Raw genomic sequence first — 13344 nt, 5'->3', positions numbered from 1 at the left:
AGATGAGATTAACAGAAGGTATTGTTGTAGATTCAGGATTAACGTTTGGCAAGTTGCGTTTTTCTGCATTACGTCGAGAAGTACGGAAGCAAAATGAGGATGGAACGATTAGTAACGAGGTAAAAGAACGAACCTATAACTTGAAATCCTCCGCGCAAGGGCGAATGATTCAAGTGAGTATTCCTGCTAACGTGCCATTACGGGAATTTGCCTATGATGCAGAGGTAGAGTTGGTCAATCCTATCGTGGATACGGTTGCCAATTATGTTTTCCGAGAAGGAACTACTGTCAATTGGTTCATTAAGGCGGATGATTTAGTCTTGAAACGACAACCGAATCAAGGAAATCCTACGAACCAAAATGAAGGAAAGAAATAGGTGAAGAATATGGAAATTAATGTGGAACATATTTTAGATTGTCTCGATCAATATGGAAAAGGTGAGCTAACGGAGGAACAGCTCACTAACGCATTAACCTATGATGAAAAAATGTTTCTGATTATGCATCAAGGGTTACTGGAAGTAGGTAACAATACCAAAGAAGACTTTGATGTACTGGATTGGTTAGGGGAAGAAGAGTCCTTCTTTATGGTTGTCGAGGTAAATGAAAGTTTATGTCGTCAAGCAGAATCAGTCTTAGAAGAAATCGGTGTGGAAATGCCGGATGCCATTGAAAGCTTTTTAAAACAATTAGTCGAAACAAAGCAACTTCCTATAGCAGTAAAGGACTAGCTTAACTTTTTGAAATTTCCTGATAAATTCTATTGGGCACTTTTTGAATGGAGGTGGAAACCATTAAAATGTACAAAGGGCATCGCATACGCGCAGGAGATCAGTATTTGGTTTATCACTTTGTTCTTGGATGGCTAAGTGCCTTATTCATCGGTTGGATGGGTGTCTTTTATTTTCAAGAGCTTAGACAATTTGGTCTTTCTAAGCTATCACTTTCTACTATTGAAATCGCTTGGTCCATGAAAGATTTAGTATGTCTGCTTGGAAGTCTCGCTCTTTCAGGAGCTATGATGTTACTTTATATTCACTTTTTTCAGGATCATTGGCGAAGTTTGTGGCATCGACAAAAGCTAGCTCGGATGATTCTAGAAAACCATTGGTATGAAGTGAAACAAACTCAAAGTGAAGGCTTTTTCAAAGATTTGAATAGTAGTCGGACCAAAGAGACTATCAGTTACTTCCCCAAAATCTATTATCGAATGAAAGATGGCTTACTTTCCATACGTGTTCAAATTTCACTTGGGAAATACCAAGATCAACTATTGAAGTTGGAAAAGAAGCTAGAAAGTGGGTTGTATTGTGAACTAGTAGAAAAAGAACTCAAAGACTCCTATGTGGAATACACCTTGTTATACGATATGATTGCTAATCGAATTGGGATAGAAGAAGTAGTGGCTGAAAATGGAGCTTTACGATTGATGAAAAATCAAGTATGGGCGTATGATTCCTTACCTCATATGTTAATTGCTGGTGGCACAGGTGGAGGGAAGACCTATTTCCTCCTCACCATTATCCAAGCACTATTGAAGTCGGATGCAGAATTGTTTATCCTCGATCCAAAAAATGCAGACCTTGCCGATTTAGATACGGTGATGCCTCATGTTTATTCTCAAAAGGAAGAAATTTCTGCATGTGTGGAAGATTTCCATGAACGCATGCTGGCTCGTAGCAAGACAATGAAAGAAATGGCTAACTACAAAATAGGAGAGAATTATGCGTTTCTTGGACTTCCACCAAACTTTTTAATCTTTGATGAATACGTGGCTTATATGGAAATGTTAACGACGAAAGAAAGTGCGGTGGTTTTGAATAAGCTCAAGCAAATCGTCATGTTAGGTCGTCAGTCGGGTTTCTTTCTGATTTTGGCTTGCCAAAGACCGGATGCGAAATATCTAGGAGATGGGATTCGCGATCAGTTTAACTTCCGGGTCGCTCTGGGTCGCATGAGTGAGCTCGGGTATTCCATGATGTTTGGTGAGGTCGATAAAAATTTCTTTATGAAACGTATCAAAGGACGAGGTTATGTAGATACAGGAGGGAGTGTGATTAGTGAGTTTTATACACCACTTGTACCAAAAGGATATGATTTTTTAGGCTCAATTAATAAATTAAGAAAGTTGAATGATTGAGTGACCTTCAAATACTGACTTTATACTTTAAGTAACGTATAATACTTTTATGTAGTAGAAAAAAGGGGGCGAATAATTTGGAAAGTAATGATTCTTATTTAGAGTATGCAAAAGCAAATAAGGATAGTTTTATTTCTTATATTATCAAAGGGAAATCCCCCGAAGTTGGACGAGACGCAGTTTTTATGGCAGGGAGTCCTGGCGCTGGAAAGTCAGAGGTTGCCATTGGATTGGCCGAGAATTATGATAATCACGTAATTATTGATGCGGATTACTTTCGTACCCTGTTTCCTGATTATAATGGAAAAAACTCTAGTCTCTTTCAAAAAGCATCTTCTTGGTTGGTGGAGCAGGCATTTAGATATGTCTTAGATTATGGCTATTCTTTTATCCTGGATGCAACTTTTGCTATATTAAGTGCTGAAAAAAATATTTCGCGGGCATTGAAAAATCATTTTCGAGTAACGATTTTCTATGTTTATCAAGACCCAAAAATCGCTTGGAATTTTACACAAGAACGTGAACTGGCAGAGGGACGCCATGTGCCCAAAAAGGTATTCATTAACTCCTTTTTCAAATCAAGAGAAAATATTGCAAAAGTAAAGAGTAAGCATCCAGATGTGCTGCTTCATATTATTATAAAAGATTATATGAATAACATTTCCGAAGTTCATTATGCTGCGGATAATTTGGAATTGTTTTTGCCATTACAGTACGATAAGGAAGATTTGGAGGTTCAATTACATGACTGAGAAAGAACAAGTAACGAAAATTGTAAAAAAATATAATAAGAGCATAGCGGATTTGTCGGATAATGCTACTGCGAAAGAGTTTAAAACGGTAATTAAGTATGTTGCCGATCAGGCCAATGAAAAACAGCGGAGATTAGTTGGGTTAGATAAAAAATAGTAAAATAAAGTAATAATGTAGATGTAGAAGCCAAGAGCAAAAATATTCTTGGCTTTTTTCTTTGTAATGAACGAGGTGATTTATGACATTTTTAGATTTATTCGCCATGAAACGCATCAAAGGTCGAGGATATGTGGATGCAGGAGGGAGTGCGATTAGTGAGTTTTATACGCCACTTGTACCAAAGAAATATGACTTTCTTTGTCAAATAAAGAAGGTTGTAAAAGATAGTGTTATCTTGATGTACAACTTTTCAGATTAAAGAAGCCATTTACCTCATGTAGTGCTAAAATATTAATAAAATGAAAAAGTAGGCGATTACATGAGAATAACTGCTCTAAATATTTGGGGATTTAAAAAATTTAAGGAAATGAAAATAGAATTTAATGATCGTTTCTCAGTAATTATCGGAGAAAATGAAATGGGAAAATCGACTATTTTGAGAGCGTTGGACATTGTATTGAATCAATCGTTGTTCTATTTCAATGACGGAAGTTTGGAAAGATACATTAATAACGAGCTTGCTGAGATTTTCTTTAATAGTGGCAAAATGAATGATTTACCTAAAATCGAATTTGAGTTATTTTTAGATTTAGAGGGATTTCCTAAAGCTAAAATTTCAGATTTTGATGGGTTACATTACAAAGAAGCTTATAATAGCAAGATGGAGAAAACGGGTATACGTTTTTCTTATGAATTTAATACAGAATTTTCAAATATAGTTGATTTTGCAGGTCTCGCTGAAAATAAAATGCTCCCACTTGAGTACTATAAATCTTCATGGAATACATTTGAGGGAAAAAGTTACGTACGCCGAATGGCACCGCTAAAAATGATTTATTTGGATAACGCTACCCTAAAAAATGATGTATTTGGTGGTTACGCAAAAAAAATATATGACGCAAAAATAAGTGAAGAAAAGAAACGAGTTTTATCAACAGATTTTAAAAAAGCAGTGAATAAATTTCGTAATGATCATGATACGGATTTAGCAATAGAAAAAATGAAAAAAATTGGTCTTGATTCCAGTAAAACTGATATCACTAAATTACTAGATATCTATGAGGGTGATATTTCTATTCAAGATATGGGGAAAGGAAAAGAAAATATTGTTAGGACAGAAATGGCACTTAATGATAAACTTTTTGATTTGGTAGTAATAGATGAACCGGAAAGCCATTTAAGCTATACTAGAACTCGAAAATTAATAGATTCGGTATCAGAAACGACTGGTGGCCAAGTGATAATCGCCTCTCATAGTTCTCTTATAGTAAACAAACTAAATCTAAAGAATGCTATTTATTTGTCAGATACTAACACCTTTTCTTTGAAGGATTTAAGAAGTCAAACTGCAAAATATTTTAAAGCGATAGATAATTTGGATATATTAAGATTTATATTGGCAAAAAAAGTTATTTTGGTGGAAGGCGCTGCGGAATATATTTTGATGCCAAAAATTATAGAAAAAGTAACTGGGAAATCTATGGATAATTTTGAAGTTGATGTCATTTCTATGGGAAGTATTTCCTACAAAAATTATCAGGAGCTTTCTGAACTTTTAGATAAGAAAGTTGTAGCTATTACTGATAATGATAAAAATGAGATTGATACTGAAGCCATGAAAACAGATAAGTTTCATGTATATACAGATGCTTCAAAAGAAAATTATACTCTCGAAGTTGCATTATATAATAAGAATAGGAGTTTTATTCAGGAGTTATATAAAGGAAAAAGAACGAAAGCTGAGTATAATGGAAAATCAATGGACAAGGCATTAGCTCATATGTTAAAAAATAAAACTGATGTTGCTTTAGATTTAGAAGATAAGCTTGAACACATTGAGATACCAGAATATATTTGCGAGGCAATTAAATGGATAGGAAAATAATACTTGCTACGGCAGGATCGGGTAAAACATATTACATTGCTAATGATTTTCCTGCAGATTCATCCGTATTACTAGTTTCATTTACAAATGGGAATGTAGAAAATATTAGAAAAGAAGTAAGGGTAAGATTTGATGGGATAATACCCGATAATATAATGATTCTGACCTTTGATTCCTTTGTATATAATTTTTTATTGAGACCATTTGAGCCTATAATGAAGTTTAAGAATTTCAAATCTAGAGGTGTAGAAGTTAAGGCTGATCCTGTCACAGACACTCAGGATTGGAGATACCAAAAAAAAGACAATCCATATCATTTTTTAACTCAAAGCGGTAAATATTATGTCAGTAGGATGTCAAAACTTTTTACGGAACATAACTCTGAATTCAAAAAGAAGACTTTACGAAGAATTGAAAGATATTTCGATGCTATCTATTTTGATGAATTTCAGGACTACACTTGCTTTGACTATAAGGTGATGGATTACATTCTCAAAAATATTAAACTCAATGCTTTTGCTGTAGGTGATATATTTCAGAGTGGAGTAACCCCAATAAGACATAAAGGAGTTAAGGATGCGTCATGGCCATTCAATAAGATTGAATCTATAGAAGACTTGTGTAATATTACTTACAAAAAGATTAAGATAGACTCTACTGTATTACTAAATACTCGTAGGGTTTCTGAAAATATTTGTAAGTTAATAAGAGATAATATGAATATTGAAATATATTCTCAGTCAGAATCAACGGGTAATTACTTTTTTGTTGAGGATGAAACCCAAATAGATTCTTTAATGAATAACGAAAAAATTGTAAAACTGATTTGGAACAGGGCTAATCAACAAAAATATGGAAAGAATTTTGTCAACTGGTCATATTCAAAGGGGGACACCTATGATGACACATGTGTAATTTTAACGGGTAAAACTGATAAATTAGAAAAATGGGGTGATATAGATAGCGTGAGTACAAGAAACAAATTGTATGTAGCGCTTACCAGATCTAAAGGGAACCTTTATTTAGTGAACGTGAAGGATTTTAAAAAATGGAAGGATTTACAAGAAAATAATGGATAACATCTGTGTTTAGCCAAGAGCAAAATGTTCTTGGCTTTTTTCTTTGCAATGAATGAGGTGATTTATGACATTTTTAGATTTATTCGCTGGGATTGGTGGCTTTCGCTTAGGCATGGAACAAGCGGGCCACCAGTGTATCGGTTTTTGTGAAATTGATGAATTTGCTCGGCGGAGTTATAACGCAATCCATGATACAAGGAAGGAGGTGGAAATGCATGACATCACAAGTGTATCAGACGAGTTTGTTCGATCCCTCGGACCAGTGGACATCCTTTGCGGCGGATTTCCGTGCCAAGCTTTTTCAATTGCGGGAAAGCGGCAAGGATTTTCCGATACTCGAGGTACTTTATTCTTTGAAATCGCTCGGTTCGCCACTCTTCTCCGACCTAAGCTTTTATTCCTTGAGAACGTCCGGGGATTGCTCAATCACGAAGGAGGGGCTACGTTCGAGACGATCCTCCGAACGTTGGATGGATTGGGGTATGATGTGGAATGGCAAGTGCTTAACTCAAAGGCCTACGTTCCCCAAAGCCGTGAGCGGGTCTTCCTTATCGGACATTCTCGAGACGCATGTACCGAACAAGTATTTCCTATCATTGGATCGTCTTCAACATCTGATCAAAACATCAGAAACGTGGTAAATATCAATCCTTCCAATCGTGGGATGGGTGGACAAGTCTATGGTCCAGATGGCGTGGCACCAACCTTAACAGGAGATGAAGGAATCAAAATCGCGTTACCAGTCAAAGAAGGCATATCGGTGGCGGGGGTGTTGCCGGGGAATTTTGAACAAGGGAATCGGGTGTATGAGGTAACTGGAACAGCGCCTACCTTGTCAACGAAACAAGGTGGAACGAAAATTATGATTCGGAAAAATGAAACTGAATACCAAGAAGTGAAGCCAGGGGATAGTGTGAACCTGGCTTTTCCTCATTCCACTAGTCGTCGAGGTCGTCTTGGGAAACAAAGTGTGCATACCTTATTAACAGGAGACCAACAAGCAGTCGTCACGGATCGGTATCAGATTCGGAAGCTCACGCCAAGAGAGTGCTGGCGGCTACAAGGCTTTCCTGATTGGGCCTTTGATCGGGCAGCTCAAGTCAATTCAGATAGTCAATTGTACAAACAGGCCGGAAACTCTGTGACAGTTCCGGTCATTTTTGATATTGCCAGAAGACTAAAGGAGGTGGAGAAGCATGATTTATGATGAGTTGATTGGGGAAATCTATTGGGTGATTGGTAAGATTCGGTCAGATCCGGAGCTAGAAGAGGAATTGCACCGGCTCAATTTTGAGATTCGCAAAAATGGGGTGAAAGTCCCGGGTGATCCATATGTAATGGATGAAGAAACGGATGCCAGAATTGAAGTGAATCAAGTAATTGCAGAATTTGAACGAATTGCGGATCTCACCAAAGAACCCGATATCCGTCAATATTTGTTTGAGATAAAGGCAGAGTTGGAAATTGAGGGTATTACTGCAGAGTAACAGCCAAATAAACCACTGATAGGCGCTGACCGCGGGGGATTTGCGAAGCAGAAATCCTCCGTGGTGCTGTGCCTGTTCATGGACGGCGCCAGCCGGCCATGATGTCTCACCCCCCGTATCTAACAGGGGGGTACAAAAACACAAAAAATAATCAAGTAACCATTAAGAATGATTGTTGTATCAAGGATATTAAGTAATTTGTTTAGGTGTTAACTCATTTGAAAAAGTTAACACCTTGAATTTGGAGGTGAGAACTTGGCACAAAGGAATTTAGATTATCGGTTATTAAAAGACCGACGCAACGAATATGGCGTTTCACAAAATAAATTGGCTACGGCTTGTGGGCTTAGTCGTCCCTATTTAAATCAGATAGAAAACGGTGGTGTAACTGCCTCTATAAAGACTATGAGGAAAATTTTTGACCAACTGGAAAGTTTCAATCCTGATTTGCCTTTGACGTTACTGTTTGACTATGTAAGGATTCGTTTTCCCACAACGGATGCACGAAAAATTATTCAAGAAATTCTCCATTTGAAATTTGAGTATATGCTCCACGAAGATTACGCCTTTTACTCTTATCAGGAACAATATGTTATGGGCGATATTGTGGTGATGTTGTCTCATGAAGAAGACAAAGGTGTGCTTTTAGAATTAAAAGGGCGAGGTTCTCGGCAGTTTGAAACTTTTTTACTCGCCCAAAAGCGTAGCTGGTACGACTTTTTCGAGGATTGTCTAAAAGCCGGTGGCGTGATGAAACGCTTAGACTTGGCAATCAATGATCGAGTTGGTTTGTTAGATATTCCTGATTTAACGAAAAAATGTCAGAAGGAAGAATGTATCTCCTTGTTTCGTACCTTTAAAAGTTACCGTTCCGGGGAACTGTTGAAAGCTGATGAAAAGGATGGTATGGGCAATACCTTATATATCGGCAGTCTCAAAAGTGAGGTTTACTTCTGTTTGTACGAAAAAGATTATGAACAATATATCAAGTTAGGGATTCCATTAGACCAAACTGAAACGAAAAATCGCTTTGAGATTCGACTGAAAAATGACCGGGCTTATTATGCGATTCAAGATTTGTTAAAAGGTCGTAGTATTGAAAGTACCACATTTTCTATTATCAATCGGTATTTGCGATTTGCGGATAAAGTGGAAGGAAAACGGCGAACCAACTGGCCCTTGAATGAACAATGGGGTCGTTTTATTGGTCGGAATCGGAAAGAGATTCAATTAACTTCTGAACCGAAACCGTATACCATTGAACGAACCTTGAATTGGCTAGGCCGACAAGTCGCCCCTACTTGGAAAATGGCTAAAGAATTAGATCGTTTGAATCAGACAACCTATATCCAGGATATGGTACAGAATGCACGGTTATCAGACCGGCACAAAAAGATTTTGGAGCAACAAAGTATGGCAATTGAAAATTTGATTATATGAAAAGAGGAATCGTCATGGGAATTGTAAAAGATATTTTTTTGGTATTTGGTGGCAGTATGCTTGGTGTTACTGTGATGTGCTTGATGCATGCAAGTGCAGCAGCAGACCGAGCAATGGAGAAGAAAGGAAAGTGATGAGATGAATTTCGGACAAAATTTATATCAATGGTTTTTAACCAATGCTCAATCTTTAGTCTTACTAGCGATTGTGGTCATTGGTTTGTTTTTAGGATTTAAGCGAGAGTTTTCCAAACTGATTGGCTTTTTGGTGATTGCTTTGATTGCGGTAGGTCTGGTCTTTAATGCTTCTGGTGTGAAGGATGTCTTACTCAATTTGTTTAACCGAATTATCGGTGCCTGAGGGGGAATCACGATGGAACAGATGCGTGTGTATATTGCGAACCTTGGAAAATACAATGAAGGTGAGTTGGTGGGGGCGTGGTTTACCCCACCTGTCGATTTTGATGAAGTGAAAGAACGGATTGGATTAAATAATGAATACGAAGAGTACGCAATTCATGATTATGAACTGCCTTTTGAGCTTGATGAGTATACGCCAATTGAAGAGATTAATCGGTTGTGTGGTTTAGCGGAGGAACTAGAAGGAACGCCAATTGGTGAAGTTGCTTCTGAGATTCAACATGCCTTCTTCAATTCTTTTGAGGAAATGGTAGAGCATGTGGATGATATTATTTATTATCCGGATTGTAATGATATGAGTGATGTAGCGTATTACTTGATTGAAGAAACAGGAGCTCTAGGCGAGATACCGACTAATCTACAAAATTATATTGATTATGAAGCGTATGGACGTGACTTGGAATTGGAAGGGAACTATCTTGTTACAAATCTAGGTATTTTTGAATTTGCTGAATAGCAATTAAATTCAGGAAAGCAAATAATTGTAAGTTACATTACAAAATATCAAATATCTTAAGATTGATGATATACTTTACACATAAAATGTGAAGAGAAGAGGGATTAACATTAACGTGAATTTTTGTATAGTCCAGGATATTCCTGAGAATTTTCCAGATATAGAGGATCTTAAAATATATTTTTGTTATGAAAATATCATTGTTGAATCGATTATTGACACTAAACAAAATGTGAAATGTATTGAGATTAAAGGATATGTGAATAAAAATTCTAAGCAATCACTTTTTGAGACGGGTAGATTAATTAGACCGTTACTATTAATTATTCAAGGAATACTCTCACTTTTTTTAGATATTCCTATTACAGTTTATGAAATTGAGAGTACAAATTATTTCAAGGAAGTTATCGCTGATGAAGATTTGAAAGAGTATGTTTTTAAAGTTGGAGATAGAGATTTCACACAAGATTTAAAAAAAGTCTTAGTAAAATTGAATGAATCTCAAAATAGAAACTTGTCTATTTCAATTTTAGATAGATGGAGAAAAAATCTCAATTTAGAAAATGAGGATATTGATGGTCATCTTTATCGGGATGAATCATTACTGGGTTTATTTCATATTTTAGAGTTACTTAGTGAAAACTGTGCTGGTGAATTGAAGAAAGAAGCAAACAGAAAAATAAAGGAGAGTCTTAGAGAATACGGTTCTCTTATGTTGATAAGGGAGAGCGAATTAGAAGAGTATGTTAATCAAAATTTGAGTATTATTTCAAAATCCTTAGATTCTAATAATCCAAATTTTGCAACTAAAATAAAGTATCTTCTTTTTAAAAATGGGATAATCTCTGAAAATGAAATGTATTTTGTTGAAACTATAGTCAAACTTAGAAACGGTATTGCACATGGACGGATTCTATTCCAACCTGTTTTTCGCTGGCCTTTAACCCCTTTTTTTAACATCTCAAAAAATATTACAGAAGCAGATATGTTGCGTTATCTTGTAAAAAAACTGATTGGGAATTTTTTTGGAATAAGTTCTTGGGATGAAGAATATGCTGTGATTGCACGTAATTATTTGAAGCCACCTTTTAAAAAAATTCGGGATTTTTTAGCGGAACCAGATAAATATAAAGTTATATCGGCAAATACTTTAAAAACTTCAATCGGTAATGAGTTAGGAATTACGTGGGAAAATATCTTTTGGAGTTATCTTGAAAACCATAATAAGATAAAGTTAGATGAAATCACGATTCCTTTAAAATCCTTTTTCCTTACTTTGGAGATAGATGAAGAAAATATTATGGACATTTTTATTATTTCTGTAATATTCATAGAGTCTAGAGATATGGAAATTGCGACTCAATGTAGCACCAATATGGATATTTTATTAACTAAAGGCTTAATAAGTAAAAGTGACTTACTTGAGATTACAACTGAACTTGATTTTTACAATATTAACTATGATAAATATGAAAATTTTATCTGTAGTAAAACTAAGAGATAACTGAGAGGAGATTAAATGAAAAAAATAAAAAGCTACACCAGTATCTGGGCAGTTGAAAAAGTCATTTATGCAATTAATGACTTTCAGCTGCCTTTTCCTGTGACCTTTAACCAGATGGCTTGGTTTGTTTTATCCTTGCTGTTTGTCATTGTATTTGCCCATGTGCCTCCACTATCCATGATAGAGGGGGCCTTTTTAAAATACTTAGGCATACCGTTGGCGGTTACTTGGTTTATGTCGCAAAAGACGTTTGACGGTAAGAAACCATTGGGATTTTTACGATCCTTTATCAGTTATCACTTGCGATTTAAGGTCACTTTTGCTGGGAAGAAAGTCAAAGAACAGAAGAAACGATGGAATGAACCTATTACTCTTGTAAGGAGTGTGAACTATGTACCCGATTAAGTATATCGAAAATAATCTTGTCTTTAATCAAGAGGGAGAGTGTTTTGCCTATTATGAACTAGTACCTTATAATTACTCTTTCTTGTCACCTGAACAGAAGTATCAAGTGCACGATAACTTTCGCCAATTAATTGCTCAGAACAGAGAAGGTAAGATCCATGCCTTACAAATTGCCACAGAAAGTAGTATTCATGCCACACAAGAGCGATCGAAAAAGGAAATTACCGGTAGACTCAAAGAAGTAGCGAAACAACGAATTGATTTACAGACAGATGCATTAGTATCTATGATTGGTGATAGTCAGATTGATTATCGCTTTTTTATTGGCTTCAAACTAATTGCGACAGATGAAGAGGTCAATCTAAAGAGTCTCAAGAAATCTTTCTTTTCTGGGCTTCAAGAATTTGTCTATGGAGTGAATCACCATTTGATGGGTGATTTCGTTTCCTTATCTAATGAAGAAATTCGCCGGTACACCAAGCTTGAAAAACTAATGGAAAGTAAATTGGCCCGAAGATTTAAAGTCAGACGAGTCACACCGAGTGATCTGACGTATTTGATTGAACATATCTATGGTGAAAAAGGGACACCGTTTGAAGAATATGAATTTCAGCTACCAAAGAAAAAGCTGAAGTCGGAAACTTTGGTGAAACGTTACGACTTATTACGTCCTAGTCGTTGTTTGATTGAAGAAAAGACTCGTTACTTACGGATTGAACATGAAAATCATGAATCATATGTAGCGTACTTAACAATCAATACGATTGTAGGAGAGATGGAATTTCCTTCCTCAGAGCTTTTCTATTACCAGCAACAACAATTCACTTTTCCGATTGATACTTCAATGAATGTGGAAATCGTGACGAACAAAAAGGCCCTAGCTACCGTTCGCAATAAGAAAAAAGAACTGAAAGATTTAGACAACCATGCTTATCAATCCGATAATGAAACGAATTTCAATGTCTTAGACGCTTTGGATTCCGTGGATGAATTGGAAACTGCCTTGGACCAGTCAAAAGAATCCATGTACAAATTGAGTTATGTGATTCGAGTGAGTGCAGAATCGGTAGATGAACTAAAGCGCCGCTGTGATGAAGTGTTCGATTTTTATGATGATACCAATGTAAAACTAGTCCGGCCCTTTGGCGATATGATGGGGCTACATGAAGAATTCTTACCTTCTAGTAAGCGATACATGAATGATTATATTCAGTATGTTACGTCTGATTTTCTCGCCGGACTTGGTTTTGGTGCCACTCAAATGTTAGGAGAATTGGAAGGCATTTACTTTGGCTATAACGTAGATACAGGCCGTAATGTTTACCTGAAACCGGCATTGGCTTCACAAGGAGTAAAGGGTTCAATTACCAATGCACTAGCAGCGGCATTCCTTGGTTCTCTTGGTGGTGGGAAATCTTTTAGCAACAATCTCTTAGTCTATTATGCCGTCCTTTTTGGTGGTCAAGCTGTGATTGTCGATCCAAAGGGGGGTGCGAAACGTTCCTACTTGAAAAGAGTAGGCACAGCACTTCATTAAATCAATATTTAATGTGTGTTGGAGAACTAAACACACGAATAGTCGAATGACGGGGTAACGCCCTGAAAGGCTACTTTAA

Annotated in this window: 16 protein-coding genes and 1 pseudogene; all 17 read left to right on the top strand. The window is 36.4% G+C overall.

Annotated features, from left to right (window positions below; genetic code table 11):
• Positions 1-2: 2 nt before the first annotated feature.
• On the top strand, positions 3-377 hold the full coding sequence (locus GVJ38_RS09340) for a YdcP family protein (RefSeq protein ID WP_029487158.1): 375 nt from the start codon (positions 3-5) through the stop codon (positions 375-377).
• Between the two features lie 9 nt (positions 378-386).
• Entirely contained in the window at positions 387-731 is a 345-nt protein-coding gene (locus GVJ38_RS09335; protein WP_159722914.1) for a type II toxin-antitoxin system RelB/DinJ family antitoxin, read from the top strand.
• 68 nt (positions 732-799) lie between these two features.
• Complete coding sequence (locus GVJ38_RS09330) at positions 800-2140, top strand: FtsK/SpoIIIE domain-containing protein (protein ID WP_159722886.1); 1341 nt, start codon at positions 800-802, stop codon at positions 2138-2140.
• Between the two features lie 77 nt (positions 2141-2217).
• The gene (locus GVJ38_RS09325; RefSeq protein WP_159722885.1) at positions 2218-2892 is read left to right on the top strand and encodes a zeta toxin family protein; all 675 of its coding nucleotides are present in this window, start codon (positions 2218-2220) and stop codon (positions 2890-2892) included.
• The gene (locus tag GVJ38_RS14180; protein ID WP_200849484.1) at positions 2885-3049 is read left to right on the top strand and encodes a hypothetical protein; all 165 of its coding nucleotides are present in this window, start codon (positions 2885-2887) and stop codon (positions 3047-3049) included. The genes GVJ38_RS09325 and GVJ38_RS14180 overlap by 8 nt, the downstream gene beginning before the upstream one ends.
• 82 nt (positions 3050-3131) lie before the next feature.
• The gene (locus GVJ38_RS09320; RefSeq protein WP_159722884.1) at positions 3132-3311 is read left to right on the top strand and encodes a hypothetical protein; all 180 of its coding nucleotides are present in this window, start codon (positions 3132-3134) and stop codon (positions 3309-3311) included.
• 60 nt (positions 3312-3371) lie between these two features.
• Complete coding sequence (locus GVJ38_RS09315) at positions 3372-4937, top strand: ATP-dependent nuclease (protein ID WP_159722883.1); 1566 nt, start codon at positions 3372-3374, stop codon at positions 4935-4937.
• Positions 4922-6016 (top strand): UvrD-helicase domain-containing protein, encoded by a 1095-nt coding sequence (locus GVJ38_RS09310; protein WP_159722882.1) that lies wholly within the window; start codon positions 4922-4924, stop codon positions 6014-6016. The genes GVJ38_RS09315 and GVJ38_RS09310 overlap by 16 nt, the downstream gene beginning before the upstream one ends.
• A 64-nt stretch (positions 6017-6080) precedes the next feature.
• Positions 6081-7223 (top strand): DNA cytosine methyltransferase, encoded by a 1143-nt coding sequence (locus GVJ38_RS09305; protein ID WP_159722881.1) that lies wholly within the window; start codon positions 6081-6083, stop codon positions 7221-7223.
• On the top strand, positions 7213-7503 hold the full coding sequence (locus GVJ38_RS09300) for a hypothetical protein (protein WP_159722880.1): 291 nt from the start codon (positions 7213-7215) through the stop codon (positions 7501-7503). The genes GVJ38_RS09305 and GVJ38_RS09300 overlap by 11 nt, the downstream gene beginning before the upstream one ends.
• Before the next feature lie 255 nt (positions 7504-7758).
• On the top strand, positions 7759-8943 hold the full coding sequence (gene mobT, locus GVJ38_RS09295) for a MobT family relaxase (protein ID WP_159722879.1): 1185 nt from the start codon (positions 7759-7761) through the stop codon (positions 8941-8943).
• A complete protein-coding gene (locus GVJ38_RS09290) occupies positions 8940-9077 on the top strand; it encodes a DUF3789 domain-containing protein (protein ID WP_002322329.1) in 138 nt (45 codons plus the stop codon). The genes mobT and GVJ38_RS09290 overlap by 4 nt, the downstream gene beginning before the upstream one ends.
• 4 nt (positions 9078-9081) lie before the next feature.
• Positions 9082-9303 (top strand): hypothetical protein, encoded by a 222-nt coding sequence (locus tag GVJ38_RS09285; protein ID WP_061724786.1) that lies wholly within the window; start codon positions 9082-9084, stop codon positions 9301-9303.
• A gap of 12 nt (positions 9304-9315) precedes the next feature.
• Positions 9316-9819 (top strand): antirestriction protein ArdA, encoded by a 504-nt coding sequence (locus GVJ38_RS09280; RefSeq protein WP_159722878.1) that lies wholly within the window; start codon positions 9316-9318, stop codon positions 9817-9819.
• Positions 9820-9934: 115 nt separating this feature from the next.
• Entirely contained in the window at positions 9935-11323 is a 1389-nt protein-coding gene (locus GVJ38_RS09275; RefSeq protein ID WP_235032861.1) for a hypothetical protein, read from the top strand.
• 15 nt (positions 11324-11338) lie between these two features.
• The gene (locus GVJ38_RS09270; protein WP_159722877.1) at positions 11339-11728 is read left to right on the top strand and encodes a conjugal transfer protein; all 390 of its coding nucleotides are present in this window, start codon (positions 11339-11341) and stop codon (positions 11726-11728) included.
• A pseudogene (locus tag GVJ38_RS09265) lies at positions 11715-13214 on the top strand (ATP-binding protein); the annotation flags it as partial. The gene GVJ38_RS09270 and the pseudogene GVJ38_RS09265, both read left to right, overlap by 14 nt.
• Positions 13215-13344 lie beyond the last annotated feature (130 nt).

Source organism: Enterococcus sp. CSURQ0835 (genome assembly GCF_902706605.1).
Taxonomy (GTDB): Bacteria; Bacillota; Bacilli; order Lactobacillales; family Enterococcaceae; genus Enterococcus_A.
The sequence above is the reverse complement of the archived record's forward strand: the minus strand, read 5'-3'. Positions and strand labels throughout refer to the sequence as shown.

What these genes read in the sequence shown, in the direction of transcription:
- GVJ38_RS09340 (WP_029487158.1), top strand. Translation starts at nt 3, where the DNA reads ATGAGATTAACAGAAGGTATTGTTGTAGATTCAGGATTAACGTTTGGC.
- GVJ38_RS09335 (WP_159722914.1), top strand. Translation starts at nt 387, where the DNA reads ATGGAAATTAATGTGGAACATATTTTAGATTGTCTCGATCAATATGGA.
- GVJ38_RS09330 (WP_159722886.1), top strand. Translation starts at nt 800, where the DNA reads ATGTACAAAGGGCATCGCATACGCGCAGGAGATCAGTATTTGGTTTAT.
- GVJ38_RS14180 (WP_200849484.1), top strand. Translation starts at nt 2,885, where the DNA reads ATGACTGAGAAAGAACAAGTAACGAAAATTGTAAAAAAATATAATAAG.
- GVJ38_RS09320 (WP_159722884.1), top strand. Translation starts at nt 3,132, where the DNA reads ATGACATTTTTAGATTTATTCGCCATGAAACGCATCAAAGGTCGAGGA.
- GVJ38_RS09315 (WP_159722883.1), top strand. Translation starts at nt 3,372, where the DNA reads ATGAGAATAACTGCTCTAAATATTTGGGGATTTAAAAAATTTAAGGAA.
- GVJ38_RS09310 (WP_159722882.1), top strand. Translation starts at nt 4,922, where the DNA reads ATGGATAGGAAAATAATACTTGCTACGGCAGGATCGGGTAAAACATAT.
- GVJ38_RS09305 (WP_159722881.1), top strand. Translation starts at nt 6,081, where the DNA reads ATGACATTTTTAGATTTATTCGCTGGGATTGGTGGCTTTCGCTTAGGC.
- GVJ38_RS09300 (WP_159722880.1), top strand. Translation starts at nt 7,213, where the DNA reads ATGATTTATGATGAGTTGATTGGGGAAATCTATTGGGTGATTGGTAAG.
- GVJ38_RS09290 (WP_002322329.1), top strand. Translation starts at nt 8,940, where the DNA reads ATGAAAAGAGGAATCGTCATGGGAATTGTAAAAGATATTTTTTTGGTA.
- GVJ38_RS09285 (WP_061724786.1), top strand. Translation starts at nt 9,082, where the DNA reads ATGAATTTCGGACAAAATTTATATCAATGGTTTTTAACCAATGCTCAA.
- GVJ38_RS09280 (WP_159722878.1), top strand. Translation starts at nt 9,316, where the DNA reads ATGGAACAGATGCGTGTGTATATTGCGAACCTTGGAAAATACAATGAA.
- GVJ38_RS09270 (WP_159722877.1), top strand. Translation starts at nt 11,339, where the DNA reads ATGAAAAAAATAAAAAGCTACACCAGTATCTGGGCAGTTGAAAAAGTC.